21 protein-coding genes are annotated in these 25,440 nt (G+C 60.3%); 14 read left to right on the top strand and 7 right to left on the bottom strand.

The window, feature by feature from the left end; genetic code table 11:
- Nucleotides 1–175: 175 nt before the first annotated feature.
- Nucleotides 176–991, bottom strand: a complete 816-nt coding sequence (locus H536_RS24375) for a DUF7946 domain-containing protein (protein ID WP_155898465.1) — start codon at nucleotides 989–991, stop codon at nucleotides 176–178.
- A 73-nt stretch (nucleotides 992–1,064) separates the two neighbouring features.
- Here H536_RS24375 and H536_RS24370 point away from each other — a divergent pair, with 73 nt between their 5' ends.
- The 6 genes from H536_RS24370 to H536_RS0110740 all read left to right on the top strand — a co-directional run bounded on the left by H536_RS24370 (nucleotide 1,065) and on the right by H536_RS0110740 (nucleotide 7,823).
- On the top strand, nucleotides 1,065–1,781 hold the full coding sequence (locus H536_RS24370) for a hypothetical protein (protein WP_155898464.1): 717 nt from the start codon (nucleotides 1,065–1,067) through the stop codon (nucleotides 1,779–1,781).
- A 796-nt stretch (nucleotides 1,782–2,577) separates the two neighbouring features.
- A complete protein-coding gene (locus tag H536_RS0110760; protein WP_051141576.1) occupies nucleotides 2,578–3,657 on the top strand; it encodes a hypothetical protein in 1,080 nt (359 codons plus the stop codon).
- 172 nt (nucleotides 3,658–3,829) lie between these two features.
- Entirely contained in the window at nucleotides 3,830–4,135 is a 306-nt protein-coding gene (locus H536_RS0110755) for a hypothetical protein (protein ID WP_155898463.1), read from the top strand.
- Nucleotides 4,135–6,411, top strand: coding sequence for an AAA family ATPase (locus H536_RS23265; protein WP_024350481.1), 2,277 nt, complete (start codon nucleotides 4,135–4,137; stop codon nucleotides 6,409–6,411). The genes H536_RS0110755 and H536_RS23265 overlap by 1 nt, the downstream gene beginning before the upstream one ends.
- 93 nt (nucleotides 6,412–6,504) lie before the next feature.
- Nucleotides 6,505–6,831, top strand: a complete 327-nt coding sequence (locus H536_RS0110745; protein WP_024350480.1) for a DUF6634 family protein — start codon at nucleotides 6,505–6,507, stop codon at nucleotides 6,829–6,831.
- A 590-nt stretch (nucleotides 6,832–7,421) separates the two neighbouring features.
- On the top strand, nucleotides 7,422–7,823 hold the full coding sequence (locus H536_RS0110740) for a hypothetical protein (RefSeq protein WP_162142660.1): 402 nt from the start codon (nucleotides 7,422–7,424) through the stop codon (nucleotides 7,821–7,823).
- 402 nt (nucleotides 7,824–8,225) lie between these two features.
- Here H536_RS0110740 and H536_RS0110735 read toward each other — a convergent pair whose 3' ends face one another.
- Nucleotides 8,226–9,452 (bottom strand): hypothetical protein, encoded by a 1,227-nt coding sequence (locus H536_RS0110735; protein WP_155898462.1) that lies wholly within the window; start codon nucleotides 9,450–9,452, stop codon nucleotides 8,226–8,228.
- Nucleotides 9,453–10,073: 621 nt separating this feature from the next.
- Here H536_RS0110735 and H536_RS0110730 point away from each other — a divergent pair.
- The 8 genes from H536_RS0110730 to H536_RS24355 all read left to right on the top strand — a co-directional run bounded on the left by H536_RS0110730 (nucleotide 10,074) and on the right by H536_RS24355 (nucleotide 19,395).
- The gene (locus tag H536_RS0110730; protein WP_024350477.1) at nucleotides 10,074–12,509 is read left to right on the top strand and encodes a type I restriction-modification system subunit M; all 2,436 of its coding nucleotides are present in this window, start codon (nucleotides 10,074–10,076) and stop codon (nucleotides 12,507–12,509) included.
- The gene (locus tag H536_RS0110725; protein ID WP_081651896.1) at nucleotides 12,506–13,705 is read left to right on the top strand and encodes a restriction endonuclease subunit S; all 1,200 of its coding nucleotides are present in this window, start codon (nucleotides 12,506–12,508) and stop codon (nucleotides 13,703–13,705) included. Before H536_RS0110730 ends, H536_RS0110725 begins: the two co-directional genes overlap by 4 nt.
- A 42-nt stretch (nucleotides 13,706–13,747) precedes the next feature.
- A complete protein-coding gene (locus H536_RS0110720) occupies nucleotides 13,748–16,813 on the top strand; it encodes a type I restriction endonuclease subunit R (RefSeq protein ID WP_024350475.1) in 3,066 nt (1,021 codons plus the stop codon).
- On the top strand, nucleotides 16,803–17,519 hold the full coding sequence (locus tag H536_RS23730; protein WP_081651895.1) for a M48 family metallopeptidase: 717 nt from the start codon (nucleotides 16,803–16,805) through the stop codon (nucleotides 17,517–17,519). The genes H536_RS0110720 and H536_RS23730 overlap by 11 nt, the downstream gene beginning before the upstream one ends.
- A 43-nt stretch (nucleotides 17,520–17,562) precedes the next feature.
- Nucleotides 17,563–17,898, top strand: coding sequence for a hypothetical protein (locus tag H536_RS24365; RefSeq protein WP_155898461.1), 336 nt, complete (start codon nucleotides 17,563–17,565; stop codon nucleotides 17,896–17,898).
- 127 nt (nucleotides 17,899–18,025) lie between these two features.
- Nucleotides 18,026–18,172 carry a hypothetical protein gene (locus tag H536_RS24360; protein ID WP_155898460.1) on the top strand — a complete coding sequence of 49 codons (147 nt, stop codon included), beginning with the start codon at nucleotides 18,026–18,028 and terminating at the stop codon, nucleotides 18,170–18,172.
- Nucleotides 18,142–18,582, top strand: coding sequence for a thermonuclease family protein (locus tag H536_RS0110705; RefSeq protein ID WP_202814810.1), 441 nt, complete (start codon nucleotides 18,142–18,144; stop codon nucleotides 18,580–18,582). The genes H536_RS24360 and H536_RS0110705 overlap by 31 nt, the downstream gene beginning before the upstream one ends.
- 591 nt (nucleotides 18,583–19,173) lie before the next feature.
- Nucleotides 19,174–19,395, top strand: coding sequence for a hypothetical protein (locus H536_RS24355; RefSeq protein ID WP_155898459.1), 222 nt, complete (start codon nucleotides 19,174–19,176; stop codon nucleotides 19,393–19,395).
- A 45-nt stretch (nucleotides 19,396–19,440) separates the two neighbouring features.
- Here H536_RS24355 and H536_RS0110700 read toward each other — a convergent pair whose 3' ends face one another.
- From H536_RS0110700 to H536_RS0110680, 5 genes are all read right to left on the bottom strand, one after another.
- Nucleotides 19,441–20,109: an SOS response-associated peptidase gene (locus H536_RS0110700; protein ID WP_024350473.1), complete on the bottom strand. Its 669-nt coding sequence runs from the start codon at nucleotides 20,107–20,109 to the stop codon at nucleotides 19,441–19,443.
- Between the two features lie 62 nt (nucleotides 20,110–20,171).
- Nucleotides 20,172–20,918, bottom strand: a complete 747-nt coding sequence (locus H536_RS23725; RefSeq protein WP_081651894.1) for an outer membrane protein — start codon at nucleotides 20,916–20,918, stop codon at nucleotides 20,172–20,174.
- A gap of 664 nt (nucleotides 20,919–21,582) precedes the next feature.
- Nucleotides 21,583–21,945, bottom strand: coding sequence for a hypothetical protein (locus H536_RS24990; protein ID WP_205620013.1), 363 nt, complete (start codon nucleotides 21,943–21,945; stop codon nucleotides 21,583–21,585).
- Between the two features lie 131 nt (nucleotides 21,946–22,076).
- Nucleotides 22,077–22,295 carry a hypothetical protein gene (locus H536_RS24350; protein ID WP_155898458.1) on the bottom strand — a complete coding sequence of 73 codons (219 nt, stop codon included), beginning with the start codon at nucleotides 22,293–22,295 and terminating at the stop codon, nucleotides 22,077–22,079.
- Between the two features lie 1,121 nt (nucleotides 22,296–23,416).
- Nucleotides 23,417–25,429, bottom strand: a complete 2,013-nt coding sequence (locus tag H536_RS0110680; RefSeq protein ID WP_024350469.1) for a gluzincin family metallopeptidase — start codon at nucleotides 25,427–25,429, stop codon at nucleotides 23,417–23,419.
- Nucleotides 25,430–25,440: the final 11 nt, after the last annotated feature.

Here is a 25,440-nt window from a genome sequence, read left to right as displayed (position 1 = left end):
GACAAAGTCACGACTCGGAGCCGTAAGGAGCGATCGTTGTGTCAACGGGGTGGATCATCGCGAGCTATTGTCGGTTATCGACTTTGACAACAGATCTGCCAACGTGGCCTGGAACGCCTGTCACCGTATAGGCATCCTCCACCACCAAATCTGATTCGGGGATGCCTAGCTCAGGTCATTCCTCGATACGAGCACAGTCAGAAACCACAAGTCGCTTTACGACACCGTTTGACGATTTCACTTCTCTCGCCACAAGTTCGAGCTTCTTTTTCGTGTCGAGATTACTCCCGTGAAGTGACCAACTTAATAATCCGCGTTTATCTTCAGGAAAATCTCCACCACGCTTGAAGGGAACGATTCTGCCAAACTCGTCAATGAACGCTCGGCCATTAGGAGAGACGGAATTAAAGCGCGTAATATTTCCTGTGAAAGATTGAGGAAATGCGCTGGTCGACATCGTGTTCACCCAGAGACTTGTCTCAAGATCGAATTCGACAAGCTGTTCCCCTCGAGGTCTTTGAACCGAAACCTCGGTTACGCCGCCCTCGGATATAACCCGGTGAGCTCTTTGTAAGCTGCCTTCCAAGTTTTCCGTTAAGTCATCAAAGAAAGGCTTCTCAGGGCCAATTAACCCGTCGACATAGGCAGTCTTTGGCGCAGCAGGTGTCCGTCCCACTGCTTGATTGAAAGCAAACGTGATGAAGTCGTAGAACGTCTGAGCGTTGACCGTCACTCCTTTAGGCTTGCGGGTGATGACGGTAGTGAAGTCAGTTATGAAACTGCCTTGTCGCGCCGGGCGCATGAAGACTTTTGCATTCTTCAGAGCCGTCGCGTAGTTTGTTACGTCCTGATTGATATATGCGTTCGTCGCAATCTGAAGCGCTTGGGCGAAGCCATGTAAGGATGTGGACCCGTCATATGCATCGAGCATTTGCTTATCAGCGTCGCCGCCGCTAAACCGAACCCGCAAACCGAAACTATCTCCAGCCATCCTCAACCCCTTACCGTTCGCAACCAGGGGTTAATCGGCGTCGCTGAAGAAATCAACTCACGCGACTAATCGGATGCTCGACTTCTTCAGAAAATTGTATTCCGCTGCGTTCGAGCTCGTGAAGCCTGAGCCCAAGTTCGACACCTACTGGATCAACCTCCTTTTCGACTGGCAGACTCTTGTAGCCGCCATTCTGGCCGGTTTGCCCGCAGGCATCGGCGCATACCTATTGTGGAGGCAGATCCAGATTCAGCAACGTGAGCTAGAACGTGTCCGCCGTAAAGAAGAAGCGAGCGCCCGCATCAAGCTTGTGCCAGCCCTGGCATCGCTGACAAAATTTTATAAAAGGTGCGTAATCCCTGTTATAGATGGATCTTTGTCGCCCGTTGAAACTCCGGACCATTCGCTGACAGATCTCATGTCTTCTGCCCCGACGTTGAACAGTGAAGTTTTTCAGCGTATTCAGACGTTTATCGCAGAATTTCAGGTATTCACGTCTCGATACAGTTCAACTACCGGAAACCTTAGAGGCGGTATGCAAGAGATACTTTTAGGAGATCTTGGACATCTACACTTCAGCACTAACGCGCTCTATCCGTATGCACGATTCGAGGCCGATGCTGTCGATCCAGTAGCCCCGACCAAGAATGACATCCGAGATTCCATTAAGAACCTGATCTCCATCGCCCGTCATCCACCCAGCGAAGACAATTGGCGATTGATCGAGCGAGCTCTTGACATCCGATTTCCTCGCAAAACCTCGTCAGTTGTTCCTCCGGTCGAGTCATGAAATAGCGACGGCATCTGCTCCTCGAGCAGACGTCGCGGTGCGAGTATGCGACGGCTGGAATGGGTCGAAACCGGTCGAACATGGGGAAGCGTGGCACGTTGGGCGCGGGACCGCTCGTCGACATTCCTCCCTCGAGGCGCAACATGTGACGCAGTAGGCCGGATAGCCCAGCTACATCAGATCGGAACAGATTTCCGTTTCGGCGATCTCAGAGCGTCGAGGTCTACCGTTCGGGCGATTGCTGACGGCAATATTCTAGGTCGAAGGCTAGGAGTTCCCTCCCCCTTGCTTAGGCGCCGCGTCATTCAACTCGGGTCATGGCGGTAAGCGATGAGTTCGTTGCCGCCGTGCTGTTCCGCTCAAACAAGATCCGGCAGCGCAATCTTATATTTGCAGCAGTTGCGAGCTCCTCGTTAACCATTCCGGCGTCGAGGCATCGCCGGCGCCTTGCGATCGGAGGTTGAAGGGCTCAGTTTCCATTTCGGGCTTGGGATCACCCCGAGCTGACACGAGACGGCCCTCGCTGGTGGTTGCACACCGAACGAGGGCCTGACCCGCAACCTGTATGAGAGGTCTTGGGCTATGACGAGCCATAAACGCTTCGTCTCTTCGAGGAAAGAACGAGAAACGGCAAACGCGCGGCTGATATGCCCGTGGAGATCGCACCACGCACCGATGCGTCGGTCGCAGGTGGTCCGCGCCTGAAGCGCAGCACCCGTTCCGTTTCCATTCCTGACGATCACCGACCACAGACAGACGCGATGAGCCATTGCCCTCATCGTCACCGTCATGCGCCGTGCGCCAGCCGTTCCGGCTCGCGCCCGGACGTTCCCGGCTGCTGTCCCGGTTCGCGCTGATCGTCTCCCACCCGAAGGGATTCTCCATGCTTCGTTCTTCGAAGGGTGCTGCTGCGGCTGATGCCAAGCAGGCACGCTATTCCTGCCGCGTCCGGTTCGCGGAAATCGAAACCGACCTCGACGCACTGATCGGAAGGGCGGTCACCGCCGTCGCCACCAGCACGCCGTCGCCGGACGCAATCCTTGGCGACTTCATCGGCCTTGCCTCGCTGATCCGGTCGGTTTCTTTCCACGAGGGCAAGCTGCTTGAGCAGGCGATCATCGCGATCGGTCAGCGCAATCCGGACCTCGTCGTTTTGTGGCAGTCGCTGCGGTTGCCGGTGACACCGGCGGCGCTGGAAGCCATCGCCTACAACCGCAGCGGCACCCTGCAAGGGTTGAGCTTCGACGCCGACGCCAGAACCCGGGTGACCTATACGCCTGACCTCGTGGTGGTGAACCGCCGTTATCGCAGCGCCGTCATCCTCGACGTGAAGCGCTCGGTCGCGTCCTATCTCGACACCCACCGCCTGGCCGAACTGAAGACCCGGATGCTTGCGACCTCGCTGATCCTGCCGGACTGGCTCTACAAGGAGCACAAACGGTTGTCGGTCGACACAGTCGGCATCGCGATCGTCGACGGAGCGAGCGCACCCAGCGACCAGGCGAACGGCATCTGGGCAATGGACGAGATCGACGACCTGCTGGAGATCGATGGCGCAGCCGAGGCGATGACTGAATTGCGCCGCCGATTTGGCGCGGCGATCCGCATGCTGCTGGTCGCCGAAGCCCAGAGGCTGGTCGGCATTGATCGGGCCCCTTCCCTGCACGCGCAGTGGTCAAGCCTCGGTCATTTAGAACCCGGGCCCGACGCCTTCGACCCCTGCTCGGCCTTCAAATCTGATGACGCTGACGGCTTCGGCCCGGCGTGCGCGCATGTCGCCTCCGGCGACATGATCGGAAAAAATTTCCGATCAGCGTCCCCGCCCATACCGCGCAGCATCCGCTTCGGCTTCGCCAAGGGCCGCCTCGGCGCCTGATCCGGCCGTAGCCACGCCGGATCGCTGACCCGATCCCGGCTGCCGTCTCCGCATCCATCCTCTGATTCAACTACGCCGCAGCCGCAGAGTTGGCGCGGCGCACGGGAAAGCCATGTCCATGCACCAGCCGTTCACGCCGAACTCCTCGATCCAGCAGTCGCCCGATAAACAGATGTCCTCACAGCAGGCGAGCTTCCTGCCCGCCCCTCCCACGAAGGAGACCGTTGAGCGGGAGGACACGGCCCTGCTGGTCGGCCTGTCGCTCTGGACCGCCCGCCAGCACGAGCGATACGTCGCCAGGACGAGCGCCCGCCCCGGCGACCGTCCCCGCCACAGCTACCCCGCCATCCTCGTCGAGACCCTCGCCCGCCACGCTGATGCCGGAGACCCCACCTGCCGCCTCGTGCTGGACTGGTTACAGGGCAAGGGCCTTGTCGCGGAGGATGGCGGACGGCACTCTTGCGAAGGAACGGTCTGATGGCCGGGGGCAAGCAGCAGCGCAGGTCGCGCAAACACGTTTCGACGACTCCCTCTCTTGCGGTCGCCGCGGCCAGCGGTGCGCACGCGATCGCCGAAAGCGTCGCCACGCTCCTTATGATCGAACAGGGGCTGCAACAAAGCGGGATCGATGTCGGCACCCTCGGCGATCTGCTCGATCTCGAGACGTCCGTCGTCATTCTCCGCGCCGACACCCGAGGCTTTGTCGACTCGGCGAAGCGCCTTCTGGAAGCGGGCGCCGTCCTTCCCGGCCGGGCCCAGACCGTCGAGATCGAATACATCCGTCCGGTCGGCCATGTGCGTTTTACCGATGCAGCAGATATCCACTGGCGGATCGTGTCGATGCTCTGCGAGACCGACAATGCAGGTCAGGAGAGCGAGGACGAGACAGTCCTGCGCGACCGGATCGCCCACACGGCCCGGGCCGGACATCCCCTTCTGGTGATCGCGGAAACGGATCGGATTCCGCCGTTGCTGACGCTGGCCGCCGACCGGGTGCTGGATGCTGGACGCCTCGACGCGCCGATCATTGCCAGAACGGCAGCGCTGATCACCGGACACGATGAGGCCGATGTGCAGTCGGCGATCGCGGCCGCATCTCTCGATCCGGCGCGCCTGTCGCTTGGTGATCTGTCATTGGCGATCCGGCCCGGCGTGCCGATCGCCCGGATGATCGCCGTGCTGACGCATCTGGCCAGGCGCGATGACGAAGCCGAAGACGACAAGTCGGGTGCAGCAACGTCAGGCCCATGGAGCAGCAGGTCCCAGGGCGATCGCGATTGGGACCGCCCGCCAACCAGTCTGTCGGCGAGCAGCGGGAATCGGCATCGCACCAGCAAGCGGACCGCCTCCGTTTCCCCTGCATCGGAAATCATCCAACCGCAGTCATCGGGCGGACCGCAGCGTCTCCGCGTCGAGACGCTGTCCGGCTACGGTGCAGCACAGGGCTGGGCACTGGATCTCAAGGCCGATCTCGATCTCTGGCGTGCGGGCACCCTGCCATGGGACCAGCTCTCCTCGCGCCTGCTGCTGTCGGGGCCGCCCGGAACGGGCAAAACCACCTTCGCCCGGGCGCTGTGCAACAGCCTCGAATTGCGACTGCACGTGACCTCGGTCTCGACCTGGCTGGAGGCCAGCTATCTCGGCGATGTCATCAAGCAGATGAACGCAGCCTTCAGCGAGGCCCGGCGCTACGCCCCGTGTATCCTGTTCATCGACGAGTGCGACGGCATCGGCAAACGGCAACCCCAGAACCGTAGCCATGCCGACTACTGGAATGCGCTGGTCAACAAGATGCTGGAGCTGTTGGACGGCGCGGCCAAATCCGAAGGTGTCATCATCGTCGGCGCAACGAACAGGCCGGAGGCGATGGATGAGGCCTTGAAGCGGTCCGGTCGCTGGGAACGCCAGATCACCATCCCCATGCCCGACCGTGCCGCGCTGATCGGGATCCTGGCCCACCACCTCGGCGAAGATTGCGACGCGGTTGTCGCGACCGCCCCGGGCGCATCGCACACCGTAACGAGTGCTCTCGACAATCTGGCGCGCCGCGCCGTTGGCCTCAGCGGCGCCGATATCGAGCGGCTGGTGCGCGAGGCCCGCAGTCATGCGCGGCGGCAAGGTCGCAGGCTCACCTACGCCGATCTCGATGCCGGGCTTGCCCACCGCCGCGTCCGACGATCCCGGGACGTGCGATACCGCATGGCCGTACACGAGGCAGGTCATGCCCTCGTTCGGCGCGCCCTGAAGCTCGGCACCGAAGTCGCCCTGACGATCGAGGATTCCGGCGGCGGCTACGCCGAGGCGATGCTTGACATGGACATCGTGCAATCTCCGGACTGGGTCATGGCGTTGATCGCCGCCCAGCTCGGCGGACGCGCTGCCGAGGCCGTCGTGTTCGGCGACGTCACCGCCGGATCCGGCGGATCGGCGACGAGCGATCTCGCCAATGCCACCCGGCTCGCCCTGTCGATGGAGATTGAGCTGGGCTTCGGGTCGTCGCTGCCGCTGCTGCACCGCTCCATGGAGGCGGCGGAACTGCTGCTTCTGAACGATGGCCCTCTGAGCGAAGCCGTCCATGCCCGGCTGGAGGCGGCGTTCGATCTGGCGACCCGCAGGATCGCGGCAGACCGGGCGAGCCTGCTGCGGCTGGCCGACGCCCTGACCGAGGCGGGCAGCCTGAACGCGGCCGAGATCGCAGCCGTGTTCGCGGAGGGCACGACGAGCCAGTCACAAGAGCCCGGCGCGTCCGGGTAACTCGCCGGACGCGCCGATCGCACTCCACCACCAAACCGAACCCGCCTCTGCCACGAGGCGAGACACCCGCTCGCCTGAACGAAGGACACCACCATGAGCATCATCATCATGCCGAACGGCACCGCGCTTCATATGGATCAGGAACTGCTTCTCCTGACCGAACTCCATCGGGACATTGCCCGGATCAGCGAAGGATCGCACCCGACGCCGCGGGATCTCGCCGACGCGCCGGTTCTTGAGCATTGGGCGCTCGGCGGGCGCATGCAGCCCTGCCTGACGGGCGAGGTCTATGGCCACCCCAAGCTGCGCAGCGGTACCAGGACCGTCACCTCGCAGCTCCACCTTTTTGCGCCCCACCACGGGTATGCACGAACGCTCAGCCGTTTCTATCGGCTAGGACCTCCGGCCAGTGAAGGCTGAGGCTCCTGGGGGCATGCCGATGCATGTTCGGCACCGGAGACAGGCGGCGAAGCCGACGGCTGCCGCCGCTGCCACCGCCTGACCTTGAGCCCGATCGACGTGCTGGTGACGTGCCATGCCTTCCCGGCAACGCATCCCAAATCAGGTCAAGTTGCGCTTTTCCGTTTCAATGCTCCGGATCGCCGTTGCGAACCTGTGATTGCCCGTTGCAAAGCTCTGCACGGGCGATTCAGCGTCCCGGCTCAGGACGACATGCGTCGGAGCTTTCGGCCTCGCCAGCCCACTGCGCTTCAATTCAAAGCGCCCGCACGTCGGGATGATTTGGAATGACGCAAGTAAAGTTGCGCTTTCCTGATTCAATGCTCCGGCCAGACGTTGCGAACCTCCACACCCGCGATTCAAAGCCGCAGATCAGCGTTGCGATCGTCGAGATTCCCGATTCAGTCGTGCAAACGCCGTTTGGCATTTGAGGCGAAGGCCGACGCGGTTACCGACGAAGCCTTCAGAACTCGCGGGCTACATCGTGGCTGCGTCGGCCTCGCACACCTCGTGACGGTCGCCACGCGGTCCTGACCAACGTAGCCGAGACGATGATGAACGCCGACAGCCAGAAGCCCTCCAGGTCGACCAGGCAAAAGAGCGCCCGGACGGATGACGAGACCCACAGCGCGAAACGGGCGTCCCGCAACGAACGCCAGGCGGCGTATCAGCGCGAGTACCGTGCGACACTGGCGGAGGCACGGATCCCCTCCCGGGACGATGTCGCCGCCGTCGCTTTCCATTGGTTCATTACCCTTTGCCTCGAGAAGAATGATCACGAAGGGCTGAGGAAGATCAGATGGGAGGTAGTGCGCAGGCTCGTGGAGCTCGGCTTCGATCGCGAGGGAACGGAGTTGCGGTTCGACGACCTGGTCAAGCGCTACAAGAATGGCTGGGCGTTTCAGAGAAAGCCGCATCTTGGGCGGGACCGTCACGAAGAGGACGCCGACTGAATGTCCAGGTATCTCCCTCGGGCCGTCGGTCGCCGCGAAGCTGGCACCGGATCCATGATCGCAACGCGGCCCACACACCATTCGGCCGAGATCAAGGCTCGCTGGTCTGCCTGATCACCTGAGGTCCTGAAGTCCAAGCTGTCCGTCTTCGTCCGGCTGGATACCACCCGCACCGCTGACTGAGCCCGCGTGGTCCGCCAGCACTCACGATCCTCGGATCTCTTCCCCCAAGGTCGATTTCCACCGATCCGGTAGCGCATTCCCGCAAACACCGTTTGCATCTGACCCGATCGCGCCCATTACTTCTTCAAACGGTGTTTATCAGACAGGCGATTCAGGATCGAGGCAGCAGCAGAAGCAAACAAGGGGCGGCCGATGGCCGCCCCTTGTTTATCTCGTAGTCTACGACGCTTCGGCGCTCCGCGGCTTGGCATCGTTCGCCGCGCTCGCCGCCCTCTCGGAAGCCATCGGCCCGTCGGCTTTCCGCGGCTTCTCCAAGCTCACGACCGAAGGGTCAGAAACGTTCGGTGCGGCAGCGGGCGTATCGGCGGAAGCCCGATCAACGTCGGCTTCTTCGCTGGTAACCTCTTCGACATCAACGGTAGCGACCTCGTCGACCGCCACCGCGGTGAGTGCTTCATCGGCGGCTTTATCGGGGACCGCCTCCGCCGATGTGTTCAGATCCTCCGTGATGAAGAAGGTGTCGCCCTCAGCTTCCCGGCCGAGAGCCCACCGTAGTCCGGGCATGAGTTCGTCACGAATCTCCTGCTTCAACGGCTCCAGCGTCACGCCCTCGCCACGCCCGGAGTTGAACAGCGTCTGACCGAAACGCTTCCATGTCGGACTGGGCCACTTCCGGATCTCCATCAAGGCATAGCCGAGCTTCTGATCGGCAGCGTCGTAGAAACCGCAGCCGGACATCCGCGAGAGTTCCATGCTCAGCCACTTCGCGCGTGCCACGAGGCCCGCCAACAGATCGGGCTTCTTGACCAGCAGGCGTTCGCTGTCGTCGGGGTAAACCTCGTTCAGGAAGGCGAGCAGTTCCTCAGCGATCTGGACCCAGCGCTTTTGCGCGGTCACGTTGCACTCGGCAACGAACGCCTTCAGTCCCGCCGGTCCGCCCTTTTCAGCGCGTCCGCGCTGCTTGGCCGGATCCTTGTACTTTTTCAGCACCCGGGTCACGTCGGCACCGAGGAGCGTCTCGCCGGACTCGATGAGGTCGAAGATCTCGGCAACCGCCGCCTCGGGCGCGTTCGCCATCTCGTAGAGGGCCGAGGACTTCAGGCCGAGCCGGATCACCTTGTCTTTCTGGCTGTGGAAGCGCTCGTGCACTGCGAGGTAGTTACTGGCGGTGCGGGTCGTGAAGTTGAGGCAGCGCTTGCGGACCCACTCCTCGTACCTTTTGGGCAGGCTCTCCTTCGCCTTGGCGAAGCGCTGGCCGAGGCGGAACACCTCTTCTAGGTTGTTGCGTGCCGCCGACACGCACTCCTCCTCGATCTCGAGAAGTTCCGTCTTGACCTCAGCCGGCACGCCGGTGAAGTCGAAATCCTCCGCCTCGTTGGCGGGCTTGGCCTGTTCGGAGGTCCTGATCTTCTTCGACTTGGTCTGCTGCTTCTGACTTTCTGCCACGTTGATCACCCTTGGAAGAAGCCAGCATGCTGTCGCGAACGATGGGCTGCTGACTTCGAGGCGACGCTATAGGAGGCAGAGGTTCAGGTTTGTTGAACAGATTGGCTAGAGTTGTAGGCGATGAAATATGCGGGCAATCTCAAGGCGGAAGCTTCCAATCCTGCTCGCCCGGCAAGGTGACAGATCAGCAAATTTTTCCCAACCACGCGGCAAATGAGCTGCCAGTCGACACGCTAGGGATGCGTGGCCGAACTCCCTATACGGGTGAATAGCGCCCATTGTCGTCGTCTCCCGCCGTTGTTGATTGTATCGGAAGCTGCCATTCCTTTATGAAAGCGAAAGCAGGCGTTCTAGCTCGGACCGTCGCACCGTTGAGCAACGGCGCCTTATAGAGCTCGCTAGCAATTGCGCGCTTACGTTCTGGGCCCAGCCAAAGCGCGCACGACCAGCGCCAGCTTAGCCACGTCCCGCGACACCATCCCAACCATCACCTTCCAAGCTTGGGCAACAGGAGTGCTGACGCGAGACTGCTTTCCTTGCAACCAAGCGCCATACCCGTTTCTGTCGTCATAAGATCCGAACACCCGGGCATATGAGTCGCCCACGTCGTTGGAGCGCAGAGTGGCGATCAAGAAAAGCGATATTTACCGTTCGTTGTGGGATAGCTGCGACCAGCTTCGCGGCGGCATGGATGCCTCGCTCTATAAGGACTACATCCTCACTCTGCTATTCGTAAAATACGTCTCCGACCGAGCGGGACAGCAGGACGCCCTGATTGAAGTACCAACCGGTTGCTCCTTCGATGACATTCGCAAGCTGCGCGGCACCAAGGACATCGGCGAAGGGATCGATACGGCCATCGCCGGCATCGCTGCAGCCAACGATCTGAAGAACGTCATCGACCGTGCCTATTTCAACGATACGGAGAGATTCGGTCGCGGCGCCAAAATGGTCGCCACGCTTACCTCTCTGATCAACATTTTCAGCAGGGAAGAGTTGAACTTCAGCCGGAACCGGGCGGATGGCGACGACATCCTTGGCGACGCCTACGAATATCTGATGCGTAACTTCGCCACAGAATCCGGCAAGAGCAAGGGGCAATTTTACACCCCAGCCGAGGTCTCACGCATCGTCGCAGCCGTTGCGGGTGTCAATCGTGCCACCAGCCCCAGGCAGACGGCATACGATCCCACCTGCGGTTCTGGCTCACTGCTCCTCAAAGCCGCCGATGCCGCGGATGTCAGCCTGACCCTCTACGGCCAGGAAAAGGACATCACCACGCGCGGTCTCGCGAAGATGAACATGATCATGCACGGACGGGAGGATGCCGAGATCGCCCCGGGCGACGTCATCGGCGAACCCCAGTTCAAAGCCTCCGAGACCGAACTTCAGACTTTCGACTTCGTCGTCGCTAATCCTCCCTTTTCGGACAAAGCCTGGGGCTCCGGCCTCACCAGCGACACCCGCTTCGGTCGTTTCGACCTCGGCACGCCTCCGGAGAAGAACGGCGACTTCGCATTTCTGCTTCACATCCTCGGCTCCATGAAGCCCACCGGCTCCGGCGCGGTGATCTTGCCCCATGGCGTGCTCTTCCGGGGCAACAAGGAGGCCGAGCTGCGCGAGAAGATCCTCAGGCGCGGCTACATCAAGGCGATCATCGGTCTGCCCGCGAACCTCTTCTACGGCACCGGCATTCCCGCCTCGATCATCGTGCTCGACAAGGTCAGCGCCTGTGCGGAGCGCCCGGTCTTCATGATCGACGCCTCCCGTGGCTTCACCAAGGACGGCCCGAAGAACCGCCTGCGCGAGCGCGACATTCACAAGATCACCGACGCCTACAGCCGCCAAGTCGAGATCAAGGGCTACTCTCGTCTCGTGCCCTATGCCGAGATCACGCGCAACGACTTCAACCTGAACATCCCGCGCTACATCGATGGCTCCGATCCCGAGGATCTTCAGGATATCGAGGCGCATCTGAAAGGCGGCGTTCCGAACCGTGATATCGACCTGCTGGCCGACTTCTGGGACGTCATGCCGGGCATCCGTGCCACGCTCTTCGGGCCGAACCGGCGAGCGGGCTATTCGGACCCGTTGGTTGAGCCGGAAGAGGTTCGCGCCACCATCCGAAACCACCCCGAGTTCGGCGCCTTCCGCGACCGTGTGCATGCCATCCTTGAGGGGTGGGCCGAGCAGAACGCGCCAATGATGAATGGCATCCAAGTGGGCGACAAGCCCAAGGCGCTTATCCACACCATCGCCGAAGACATGCTGGCGCGCTTCGCCGAGGCGCCGCTCATCGACCAGTATGAGGCCTATCAGCGGCTCATGTCTTACTGGGACGAGGTGATGCAGGACGATGTGTTTATCATCGCCCATGACGGATGGGAGGCTGCCAAGGAGTTGCGCGAGGCTCGCAAGGAAGTTGATGGCAACAAGGTCAGATGGCTGGAAGAGGCCGACCTGACCGTGAACAAGGTGCGTCTTGTGGCCGATGTCATCCCGCCCCGGCTGATCATCGCCCGCTTCTTCCCCGAGATGCAGCAGGCGCTAGAGGATGCGCAGGCCGAGGCCGAGGAGCTGGGCCGCGAGGTCGAGGAGATGGTCGAAGAACACGGGGTCGAGGGCGGGCTGCTCGCCGATGCTATGACTGAGGCGGGCAAGCTGACCGGCGCATCGGTCAAGACGCGCACAAAATCTGGCGAGGCCGAGCCAGAGGAGGCAAAACTGCTGAAACAGGTGGCCAGCCTAATGGCGGCCGAGACGGCGGCGAAGAAGGTGGTGAAGGAGGTAGAGGAAGCTCTGACCGAGGCCACTCTGAAGAAATACCAGGACCTGACCGAGGAAGAGATCCGCGAACTGGTTGTGGATGACAAGTGGCTGACCGACATCGCCGAACTGATCGAGGCAGAGATCGAGGCGCGGACGGAGCATATAACCGCCCGGGTGCGCATATTGACGGAGCGGTATGGTCACACGCTGCAGGAGATGGCTGAGCAGATAGCCGCATCAGAGGCTAGGGTAGCCGCTCACCTCGAAGCAATGGGCATCCGGAAATGAATATTCATTGCGAAAGGGCGCAGGGACTGAAGGAAACCGGTTTGGGGCTTATTCCTACAGACTGGGACTGCGCCAGTTTGAGCGAAATGTGGTCCGTGACGGACTGCAAGCACGTCACCGCTCCATTCGTAGCGTCCGGTTTTCCTTTGGCGAGCATTCGCGAGACACAATCGAGGACTGTCGATCTTTCTGAAGCCAATCAAACCACGGCAGATTACTATCGAAAGATGATCGAAGGGGGGCGTAAGCCTGAAGCGGGGGACCTGATTTTTAGCCGCAATGCTACCGTTGGTGAGGTGGCGAAAGTTACGGAAGCACACCCTCTGTTTGCTATGGGTCAAGATGTCTGTCTGCTTCGCAAACGGCGACAGGATTACTCTACAGATTTCATTCAGCAATTTCTTCAGTCTGGCCTCGCACGACGGCAGTTTTCCGACGCCATGGTTGGTTCAACCTTCAAGCGCATGAACGTGAAGCAGATTAAAGCGCTGTTAGTTGTGTTTCCTGCCGCCCGCGAACAAGAAGTCATCGCTGAGGCGCTTTCGGATGCGGATACGCTGATCGAAGGGCTGGAGCGGCTGATCGCCAAGAAGCGGCTCATCAAACAAGGCGCGATGCAGGACCTCCTGACCGCCAAGCGCCGCCTTCCAGGGTTCTCGGGGGAGTGGCTGGAGCGAAAGCTGGGAGAAGTCGCGCGGATCGCAACAGGAAGCCGAAACAACCAAGACAAAGACTCAATGGGAGATTTCCCATTTTTTGTCCGCTCCGACAATGTCGAACGAATTCGGACATGGTCTTACGATTGCGAAGCTATACTCGTGCCCGGAGAGGGGCGGATTGGGGAAATCTTCCATTACATCAACGGGAAATTCGACGTTCATCAAAGGGTCTATTGCATCTCGGGATTTACCGAAGATGTGTCTGGGCGCTTCATCCACACCATTTTGCGGCAGTTCTTCGGCAAACACGCGATGACCAACACGGTGAAGGCGACAGTGGACTCCTTGAGACGCCCGACGTTCACAGAATTCAGCTTCCTATGCCCCCCATCTTTGGCAGAACAACATGCCATTGCCGCCGCCCTGACCGACATGAACGCCGAAATCCAAGCCCTCGATACCCGCCTCGAAAAGGCGCGGCAGGTGAAGGAGGGCATGATGCAAAACCTATTGACCGGACGGATCAGGCTGGTCTGACAACATTGTCCGACAAGTGACTTTTCCAGAACGGAGTGCCCCATGAGCAAAATCGGCGAGGCGGAACGCAACGCTCAGAACCGGGTCATCGACCTGCTCTGCGGAGACAAATCCGGCACGCTTGGCGGCCTCGGCTGGCGCTACCTCGGCGATTGGCAAAAGCGCGAGGGCAACGCCAATATCGAGCCCTCCCTGCTCCGCCCTTGGCTAGAGGCGCGAGGCTATACGCCCGAGGTCATCACCCAGGCCATCACCCGCCTTGAACGCGAGGCGCGGATGGAGGGCACCAAGCTCTATGAGGCCAACCAGAGCTTTTACGACATACTCCGCTACGGCGTGGCCATCGCCCCCGGACCGGGCGAGGCGCCGGTCACTGTCCGCTTCGTCGAATGGGGCGATGTGGGCGCCAATAATCTCGGTGTGGCCGAAGAGGTCTCGATCAAGGGCAAGGACGCAAAGGCCTGGAACAAGCGCCCAGATCTGGTGCTTTACATCAACGGCATCGCGCTTGGTATGGTGGAGCTGAAGAAATCCACCGTGGGCGTAGGTGAAGGCATCCGCCAGACGCTCGACAACCAGCGGCCCGAATTCATCCGGCACTTCTTCACCACGGTGCAGATCACCTTTGCCGGAAATGACAGCGAGGGGCTGTGCTACGCCCCGATCCAAACGCCGCAACCCTATTGGCTGGCTTGGAAGGAAGAGAGCAAGATCACCGCCCGCCTGGATCGTGACGTGACGCAGATGATGGCGCCCGCGCGGTTCTTAGAACTGATCCACGACTTCACGCTGTTCGACGCGGGCATCAAGAAGATTGCCCGACCGAACCAATACTTCGGCGTGAAGGCTGCGCAGGAACGCGTGACGGCCCACGAGGGCGGGATCATCTGGCAGACCCAGGGATCGGGCAAGAGCCTGATTATGGTGATGCTGGCACGATGGATCAGGGAGTCGCTCCCTGACGCGCGCATCCTGATCGTGACCGACCGCAAGGAGCTGGACGGCCAGATCCAAGATGTGTTCGGCAATACCGGCGACAAAGTGCGCCGCGCGAGGTCGGGCAACGACCTGATGGCAGCGCTCGCCGATCCAACCGATCGCGTGGTCTGCTCGCTGGTCCACAAGTTTGGCAAGCGCGAAGAGACCGAGATGGCCGAGCTGATTTCGGATATCCAGAGCGCAAAGATCGGAGCGCCAGTCGGCAATTTCTACGTGTTTATCGACGAAGCACATCGCACGCAATCCGGAAAGCTGGCCCGCGCGATGCGGCAAGTGCTGCCTGAGGCGATGTTCATCGGCTTCACCGGCACACCGCTGCTGAAGGCCGACAAGGGCACATCGCTGGAGACCTTTGGCCCTTATATCGGCACGCCCTACCGCTTCGACGAGGCGGTCGAGGATGGTGTCGTGCTGGACCTGCGTTACGAGGCGCGCGACATCGACCAGCGGATCAACGCTCCGGGCAAAATCGACGCCTGGTTTGAGTCGCATACAAAGATGCTGACGCCGATTGCAAAGGCCGCGCTGAAACAGCGGTGGGGCACGTTGCAGCGCGTGCTGTCCAGCCGCGACCGTCTTGAGCAGATCGCTAGCGACATCATCATGGACATGGAGATGAAGCCACGCCTGAGTGCTGGCACCGGCAACGCGATGCTGGTGGCAGGGTCAATCCCGGAGGCGTGCAAGTTCTTCGAGATCATCAGGAACTCCGGCTCGGTGTTGGTCGAAAAGTGCGCCATCGTCACGTCCTATAAACGGGCGGCCCCGGAACTGACCGGGGAGGAAACAGGAATGGGACAGACCGAGAGGCAGTACGTCCACAAGGTCTATTCCGACCTTCTCGGTGACACCTCAGAAGAGGATTACGAGGAAGAGGCGCTGCGGCTATTCAAGAAGGAGCCCGGGCGTATGAAGCTGCTGATCGTGGTCAGCCGTCTTCTCACTGGGTTTGATGCGCCGACGGCAACCTACATCTATCTCGACAAGAAGATGCGTGACCATGGTCTTTTCCAGGCGATCTGCCGGGTGAACAGGCTCGACGGGGAAGACAAGGACTTCGGCTATATTGTCGACTACAAAGATCTGTTCCGGAACATCGAAAGCGCCGTCGATGACTACACCTCGGAGGCGTTCGACGCCTTTGACAGGGAGGACGTCGAGGGCCTGATCACCAATCGCGCCGAACAGGCCGACGAAGATCTTCGCACCGCTCGCGACGTCTGGCTCGGTCTGCTAGACGGCGTGGAACAGCCTAAAGGAGACGATGAAATCTACGCATATTTCTCCAGTCCCCAGGGGCTGGAAAACGACCCGAACGCCGAAGAAAAAGCCCGTCGCCGCCAAGCGCTCTACCGGATTTCCGGCAACTACGCGCGCGCCTACGCCAATGTCGCCGCTGAACCCGAAGGCTCGTCCTTCAACGAGCTCGAGTTAGGAGAATTGCGGCGCGAAGCCGAGCACGCAATCGGCATACGGGATGCTGTCAGGCTGCACAGCGGCGATGCTGTGGACATGAAGCTATACGAGCACGCAATGCGGCATCTGATCGACACCTACATTCGTGCAGAAGACTCGGAGGTCATCTCCGACCTCAGCGATATCAGTTTGATCGACCTCGTCGAAAGCAAAGGTGCAGCCGCGACGGATGATCTCCCACCTGCGAGGCGAAACCGGGAAAACGTGGCTGAAGCGATCGAGAACAACGTTCGCAGGCTGATCATCGACGAAACGCCCGTCAATCCGCGCTTTTACGACAAGATGTCTGAGCTTCTGACAGACTTGATCCGTCAGCGCAGACAGGAAGCTTTAGACTACGCGGCATATCTCGATCGGATCGCTGCGCTGGTGAGAGATGTCAAAGCCGGCCACGGAGCGAATTATCCGCAATCGATTGACAGCCCGGGCCGGAAAGCGCTCTTCGACAACCTCAATCAGGATGAGGGTCTAGCGATTGCTGTGGATCGCGCCGTTCGCGATACCGCACCGTTCGGCTGGCGGGGCAATGCGATGAAAGAACGAAAGGTCCGGCGCTGCCTCGCTCAGTTGCTGACCGATCCCGATGCCGTGGAGCGGATCTTTGAGATCCTGAAGAACCAGAGTGAATACTGAATTCGCTCAAATCGGCGGCGTTGATGTCGAGATCGTCCGCAAGAAGATCAAGAATCTGCACATCGGCTGCTATCCTCCTGACGGGCGCGTCAGGGTCGCGGCACCCACCGCCTTAAGTCCAGATGCAATACGAATCGCTGTGCTGACACGCATGCCTTGGATCAAGCGGAAACAATCCCAGTTTGCTGCCCAAGATCGCCAACCGCCGCGCCGATACGTATCAGGAGAAACCCACTATCTGTTCGGTCGCTCACTGAGGCTGTCCGTGAGCGAAACCGCGAAGGCGATGCATCGCATCACTCCCATCGGCGCCGATCGCCTACTGCTGGAAATTCCTGCAAACAGCAGTCAGCAGCAATGCGAACGGTGGATGGAGAATTGGTACAAGGCGCAGCTTCGTCAGTTGGCCGGGCCACGGGTTTCAAACTGGAGCGCTCGGATGGGCGTCATCCCCGAGAAGTGGGGCATCCGTTCGATGAAGACCAAATGGGGTAGTTGCAACCCGGACAAGCGCATCATCTGGCTGAATTCAGAGCTAGCAAAAAAGCCTGAAAATACAACGGATTATGTAATCGTCCATGAGTTAGCCCATTTCATCTCGCCGACCCATGATGCGCGGTTCACTGCCCTCCTTGATAAAGAAATCCCGTCTTGGCGTCAGATCCGGAAGAATTTGAATTCGCTCCCGCTCGCCGCCTGGGAATAGTCTCTAAGTGCAAGGCTATAGATCTTTTACGCGTCTCCATTCGATGAACAAAACTGAGGCCGGCGGACGGCTTGTGGAAACGTCCTGTTCCCTCGAGCGGGCTATTTTGCCGGTCACGTATCGTTTTCATTTTGGTCGAAGATCCATTTCACTTACGTGGGACCGGCAGCTTTTTGCCTGCTGCTGCTCCGAAGCCGCCGTTCTGCTTTCGGCCCGCACCCGCCATCAGAAAATTTTGCTGATCTGGATCTTAAACTACTGCTACCTTGGCGGCTCCGGTCACAAGCCAGCGGGTCGGCGTCTGGCCTTCCGCCATCCGCGCTCGCCGGACTCCGCACCCTTAAGCTATGATCACGTCGATGACGGTTTCCATCCATGATCATCGGCGCCTGTGGGCTGGCCAGTGACGATGGTGGAATACGTGGCCGACAGCCCATGGTCCGGCGATACCGCCCAGCCGCTCAACGCCTTGGCCACCCGCTTCGCCCTTCGCCGACACGCGGGAAATGGCGATCAACGAACTCCATCTGATCGCAGATCTTTCGGATCCCGCAGTGGTGCGCTCCACCAGCGCACAGCTCATCGACGAAATGCTGCGGGAGATCAGCTATGGTGACGGCGCATGGAATATCGTGAACAGGGACTCGGATTGATGCGGACCTCACTCACGATCATCCTGACGATGATGCTCTCGCCTGCCCTCGCCGGCACGATCCCGGTTTGCTCCGGGGGCGACCGAGCGGCGCGCAAACTGACCTGCATCGTGGACGGCGACACAGGATGGGAGCGCGGCGTGAAGTGGCGGGCCCTGAACGTTGACACACCCGAGATCAGCCAGCCGGAGTGTGATGCCGAAAAGCGGCTTGGGCTCCAGGCGCGGGATCGCTTGCGGCAGTTGATGGCCGGCGGGTATCATATCGAGTGGACCGGCGGGCGTGGGCGCTATGGGCGCGAGCTCGCCAGAGTAATCCTGTCCGATGGCCGCGACGCCGGGCAGGTGCTGATCACGGAAGGGCTATCCCAACCGTGGCCGAACGAGGGAAATCGGTGGTGCCGACGCTAAACGACGCAGTAGCCGAGGGCTCCGTGCCATTGACTTGGGAGGATCGTAGGGAGGACTGCTGGCACGGCCTTCGGAACGACAGGCTGATCGCATCTGTCATTTCCCGCGCAGATGGAGATTGGCAGTGGTCGGTGCGCGGCGTGAACCCTTTCGGGATATCAAAGACGGCCGGGAAGGCGGACAACCGGGAAGATGCGATGGCCGCTGCGCAGGCGTCGTGGGATCGCTGGTGCGCAGCTTTGGGCCTGACGGCCCGATAACCTCGATGACGTCCCCTTCCTCCGACCCGACCGTCATCAACACACTTGGTAAGCTTGCCGACGTCGGCATGGGGCTCACATGGACTTGCAACCATTGCCATCGGACCCTCCGCCTAACGCTTGACGAGGCAATTCGCCGATGGGGGCACGATCAGGTCTTCGTCCGGTGGAAGCCCCGTATCATCTGCGGCGGTTGCGGCAATCGAGACATCAGCATGCGGGTCCGGGCAAAGGTGCCGGGGCGGTAGATACTCTAACGAAATATTAACGCCCTCATTGACTCTTTTCGTCACTAGGAATGAGATTGATTCGGCTCTGATGGGGACCGAAGATGACCGCTTACGACTTTATCGATTGGCTCGATCTGAATTGGCTGTCGGACAGCGAAGCAGCGAAACGGCTGTTCGTTTCCGTCGAAGAAATCACCCGCTTCAAATACGAAGGTGCCAACACGACAATTGCGCTTGCTTGCGGTGCTATAGCCGCTGGCGTGCCGCCATGGGCTCCTAAGCGAAAGTCTCCAGTGAAGCGCAGAGCGAAGAAGGCGGCGTAGCCCCCTCGCAAGGCAGAGGCGACCGTTGAATGGCAGCCGGGAGAGTTACCGGCTCCGGTCGCCGTCATCCTTCCGTTCACCTCGGGCAACAATCTGCAGCAGCTCGTCGGGCAATGGCCGTTGCAGCGCTGACGCCTCCGACCATTCTGCTCGCATCCAAATATCCATCTCCTTGGGCTCGGTCAGAATGACCGGCATCGCCTTCGGATGAATCGGAGCGACGACGCCATTCGGCTCGCAGGTCAGGAAGGCGAAGAGGTCGGCGTTGACCTCGCCCTCCTTGATCTTCCGCACGCTGGTCCAGTTCGTCCAGATGCCAGCGAATGCCATCAGCGGGCGGCTCTCGCCGGCTGCGAACCAGACAGGCGCCTTCTTACCTTCTACCGTCGTCTCGTACTCCGAGAAGCTGGTGAAGGGTACAAGGCATCGGTTCGCCGGCCCCAGCCACCGCCGCCAGTGCGGCGACTTCACATTGCGGACATTGGTCACGCCTCCGTCGACGCTGCGACCCTTCAAGACGAACTGCGGCGAAGGCATGCCCCACCGCATCATCGCGAGTTCGCGCTCACCGTCACCAGCGTTTCGAACCACTGGCGCGGCATAGTCTGGGAAGACGCCCGGCAGCGAAGGCAGATTGCCGGTGCTGTCACGCATAGCGCCAGTGAACTCGCGGATTGCTGCTTGGCCCTTGGTGATCGAGTAGAGATTGCACACGTGATTGCTCTCCCGAGAATACGGGAAACCCTTCGCCGCATTTCACGGCGAAGGGCGGAATCTCAGAAGCGGTAGTTCACACCAGCTTTCACTGCGTGGAATTCAACATCTTCGTCAATCTGCTGTCCAGCGCCACTGTAGATGCGGTCCTGACCCAGGTCGTGATAGCCGTACTCCGTCAGAACTGAGATGGTGTCAGTGGCTTTGAACTCAGCGCCTGCGCCGAGAACATATCCATGCTTCATATCGCTGTCGGTTCTCGTCGTAGCGGTCTGACTAACTCCGCCGGTGCGAACCGTCGAAGACACCTCTGCTTCGGTCTTGCCGTAAGCATAACCCCCGTGACCGTAGACCAAAGCCCGATCGACCGCGTAACCAACGCGCCCCCTAACCGTACCAAGATATTTCAGGCGTGAGTCTGCTGACGCTGACGCTGTTGTTGCGCCGGTAGCGGAGCGTGTATCGACGTCGGCTTCGATGTCCGTAGCAGCAATATCGGCGACACCACCGACCACAACGCTTCCCATCTGATAGTCGTATCCGGCTTGCGCTCCCCCGAAGAGCCCGCCGCCAGACACCCCAATACCACTCGTATTGCCACCACTACGCGCTTCGTAGTCAAAGTCACCAGTAGCAGCGCCACCGAAAGCGCCGACGTAGCCGCCCGTCCAATCTACGTCGCCGAGACTGTCCGTCGCCGGGGTATAGGCAGGCGTCGGGGTTTCATAGACCAGATCAGCGGCGGCAGCAGGGAGAAGGCCAAGGCCCAGAAAAGCGATCGAGGTGAGGAGAGTATGATGAACACGCATGGAACACTTCCCATCAAATTGGATGGAAAATGATTACCGCTCCTTCGTCATCGCGCCTAATGGTTGCTGAAAAGACAGCTAAAATTGGGTAAATGGCCTGCTCGCGAGCTTTGAAAGCCGCTGCACTACGCTTCAACGAGTGCGACGGCTTAGCCGATGGGTGATCTTGCAAGATTCATCCAAATGGCACGGACGGAGTATAGCCCGACCAAGCAGGTCACGGAATGGAAGATGCCCGGCACCCAGGACGGGCAGCCGGTCCGCGGTCCGGATCGAGCGGTCTGGAGATGTCGGGCTTTGCTTGACGATGTCTATTAGCCGATGCGGTAGTGAAGCGCAGCGTATGTTTGCGCTGCAGCGGACACGCGGTGACCATATTCGCTGAACACTCTGCACTCAGTACCAGATGCGTTTCAGCTTCCTCCTTTCGTCCCACTGAACCTCCGAGATGTATTGCGTTCGCTCGAGCAGGCCTGAACCCGGAGTTCGAGATGCAAGCGAATCAGCGCGCCACTCAGCGCCTCCCCTTGGAAAACCAAACCCACGCAGCGCCCCTGGTGTCGCACAATCCCCAATGGACCGCGTTGAGCAATGCCTTGAAGGCCGGCTTCTCCGCGACTGAAGCGAAATACATGCTCGATTTGAGCGATGAGCAGATGAGCAACTACTTTCGTTGCCAGCGGGAAGCGGCTGGATAGTGCAATCCGCGCCGTCGAACAGGTGATCGAAGAGGGGTTGATTCTGCTGCCTCTGCCAGCTTGAGCGCCCGGCAGGTTGACGTGGCCCTGAAGCAAGGCCGACCATCGATCTCGCCTAATTCATCCAGAGCCGCCAGCGCCCGTTCGATGCGGAAGTCGGTGGCGTTGAACCGGATTTCGAGCGACGCGACTTCCTGGATGCCGCAGCTTGGCCGCTTGCCCTCGCACTTTGCGAAGAACACTCGCATCTCGTCAATGAGCGGAGCGATCTCGCGGAGGCTGCCGATCGCGGTCGGGTTGTACGGGCGGGCACCCTGCTCGGAACTCACAGTCGCTCTCGAGATGCCAGATCAGAAATTTTTGCTGATTGGAGGGGCGTTCATGTAACTGTCCACGCGCTTCTTTGCGACCGTGGATCGTTACGTCAGCATCGCTGATACCGTCGTTCTCAGTTCTGCGATCAGCGCGAACCTTGTGAGATGCCAGGAGGAAACGTGCCATCTGCATCGTGCGGATTGATGAATGTTGGCGCGTCGAGAGCGTCTGGTAAGTTTTCCCAGCTCCCTTGAATCAACAAGGTCAGCAAAATCAAGACTGCGCCAATCAACACTACGACCACGAACGCAATGACGTGGCCGTCGTCCGGAGGCTTGTGCGGATGCAGCTTTCCTGGGCGCAAGTTCCCCTCTTGGTCTCGCCTCTGGTGAGAGGTTTCCCGATAGCCTCGCGAAATGGCTCCAGATCTTTTCGCCTAGCATCAACTCCCGTTCTCGGGCCGATAGGGGCGCAGCTAATGCTTTCACTGTGTCCGAATTCCGCCTTTGCCTCGGCGATATTTTTTGGCCAGTAGCATCCGACGCTCGCGCGCATCGACCCCTCCGGTTCGAGGTCGAAGGAGTTCTTCGGGTGCGTACCCGGCGAGAGCTGATCGGGCAGCAGCCTCGGTCCGCTGTCAGAATCGATAATAACAACGCCTGGACGCCGATCCACTAGACTGGTACACCTCGCCTCGATACTGCGGTCGCGAAGCCATGTTTCTCAGGCTTTTTGGATCAAATGGCGAGAGTCCCTTCCTCTCCGCCATCCAGCGTTTAAGCCATTGATCTTCCTGATGCTTCATAGATTGCGGTATTAGCAACCGCCCCGTAGCACGCATGGTCTTGCGGGTGGTTCGCATCTAAGAACACAACTAACGGTGTTCTCTGTCCAAGCATTCGGGCACCAATCGATTTCATCAGCCTTGCCGGGCGCGCGCCCGACAAACGCTCGCTGCGGACGAGGGATGTCGGCTAAGCGCGCGGGCTGTCTTCGGAGTCGATGGTCCTCGGCGGAAAGGTAGCTGAGTTTCGCGAGAGTCGCCGTCGCAGCGGCCTTGGCCTCGCTCTCGGCGGCCACTGCAGATGCTTTTACCGCGTCGGGCGGATCGACCAGTGCGCGAGCGCACCCCTCAGATCGTTGAGGTCAGCCGGTCCGTTAGCCCCACAACAGCCATCCGATAAGCGAACGCTTCGAAGGAGCCCGTATCAGACGTCGGCGAGAGGTCGAAGATTGCTCTGCAAATCATTGTCCATCTCGCCAACCCCGCGCCCAGTTCTGGGCTATTGCATCGACGAACCCATTACGACTCTTGAGGCTTAGCGCCAGCTTGCATCGCTGGTGATCGTCAATGGCGTTCGCATCCCAAGTCAAGCCAGACAAACTCGAAGACTTTGCTCTGGCGCTCGGGATGTCCGGCGCCGGGATTCTGCCGAAGTGCTCCTCGGCCAAAGTTCAGCCCGGGGGCTACTCTAACCGCAGCCATCATGGAGCAGCCTCCTGAGGCGCCTGGGCGCACAGTAGCCGAGCGACATCAGTCGAAGGTCTGAAACCCTGTCTTGTTGTGCGCCAGAACCGCGCGCCGGTCGAACTCTTCATGAATTCGATTTGTTCGGCGGGCCGATCCTGATGATCGACGCGTTTGCGAATGACGTATCTGATCTCGCCGAGCGGCCCGAGGATGATCGTCGCGCCGCCGTGGAATTCAAACGGGCGATGGCCTGGAAGCTTGATGCGCCGTTTCTGGACGACCTCGGCGATGATGTCGAAGATCACCTGTTTGTCGGGTCCGATGCGTCGCGCGGAGCGGATCGATTCCACCACGGGAAGGCTATACTCGCCGGTTGCGAACTCGGCGCTTTCAGGGCTGACGAGTCCGAATTCACGTGCGCAATGCGGACGCGTCACGAGGCGGCCGAGCACCCCGGCCTGGCGGCACATCTCCTTGATGCTGACAGGCTTGGCCGGATCTCCCTCAAACGCCATGGATCCGAAACCAAGGCTTTTCTCGGGATCGATCTGGATCTGGGGCCCTTGCCAAAGAAGCGTATCCTCCGTCATCGACCGGATGTCGTCGGGATAGATCCCCCGCTTGGCAAAAGCCTGGATGAGCGTTTCGCGATAAGCCCACCGGTCGTCCGCAACCACATCATGATCGGCGGTAATCAGCGCGCGAAGATAGTCGCCAAATCGCACGTCGACGGGTGGGCAATAGTCGATGGCCCGAATGCAGATAGAGAGGAACTGACCAGCCAGCTTGCGCACCTCGGAGACGAGAAGGTTCTGCAACCCCGTCGAGATATCGCCATCCGGCAATTTTCCGGTTCCACCGGTGGCGAGCTTGACGTAGCGCTGGGACTTTCTGCGATACAATGTGATGAAGGCGGCAAAGACGGCTCGCGCGAGCACGCGCCCCAGGTTGTGGGGCTCGTGCCCGTTGTCTTCCCGCAGAGCGGAGTCGTAGGTCAGAATCTGCCGGGTCGGCTGATCCTGCGAGCTGTCCAGAAAATCTGCGAAGTCGCTCTCGAGGTCGTTGAGGGTTCGCAGCGCCGCTTTGCCCTCACCCAGGCCTTTGCCGAATTCCTGCGCAATCGAAACCAGGTTCTCTGCCTTGTCGAGGTTGCCCCGGGTCAGGTTCACGGCCGAGCGCACGACGTCCTCGTAGGTGAAATGCTGGAAGAAGGCGATCAGGTCGGCGAATGCCTCGTGGAAGGCGAGCACGTCGTGGTGGCTCGGGATGAGGAATGCCGCCCGCAGCCCGTCGAGCAGGGCGTGGCTCATCTCGTGCGCGATGATGTCATGCGAGGTGCATGTAAAGATGTGACCCCGGCCGGGCGGGACCGTCGACGTGGCGTTCTTCGGCGTGAAGTACCCGAAGACGATTTCTCCGCTGGCATTGTCGTACCAAGCGTTTGCCGCGTTCGCCCCATGGGGTTTCAGGAGGACCCGGTTCCGCTGATGCGGGTCCGCCGGATCGACTCGGTCGAACGACCAGGCAACGTTACGGCCCAGGGCAGCCTTGAAGCTGTCATAGGTTGTCATCGCAACGGCGTAGACCATTTGCTGGTGGAAGCGCGGGTCGGATAGCGATGGCGCGTAGCCTCCCTCGATCAGCACCAGCGGATTTTCAAGATCCGCCGCCGCCCAATCATTGCCATCGCCGTCCGACGTGGACACTTCCACGACCGAACCCCGCGGCCCCGGCTTTAGTGGCTCGTACTGCACGCGCGTCCGCGCGATGCCGCCCTCAAGGCGCGAGATGGATGGGTCGCGCGTGTAGATGGACAACGGGCGATAAACCGGATCCCCGCTCCGACGCTCATAGAGCCGCGTATGGAACGCCAGCTTGACGCGCTTGCTGATCCGGAAGAGCGTGTCTTCTCCTTCTTCGGACGCGACGGGTTCGTGCATCGAGCCGAGTTCCTCGCCAGACCGGGTCTGGGCGACAGACTGGACGGCGTCCGGTGCCGGCGCAGCAGGAGTTGCAGGATCGGCCATCGGACTCGTCC

It is taken from the genome of Aurantimonas coralicida DSM 14790 (genome assembly GCF_000421645.1).
Classification (GTDB): Bacteria; Pseudomonadota; Alphaproteobacteria; order Rhizobiales; family Rhizobiaceae; genus Aurantimonas; species Aurantimonas coralicida.
Note: the sequence above shows the minus strand (reverse complement) of the source record. Positions and strands in the feature narration are given on the sequence as shown.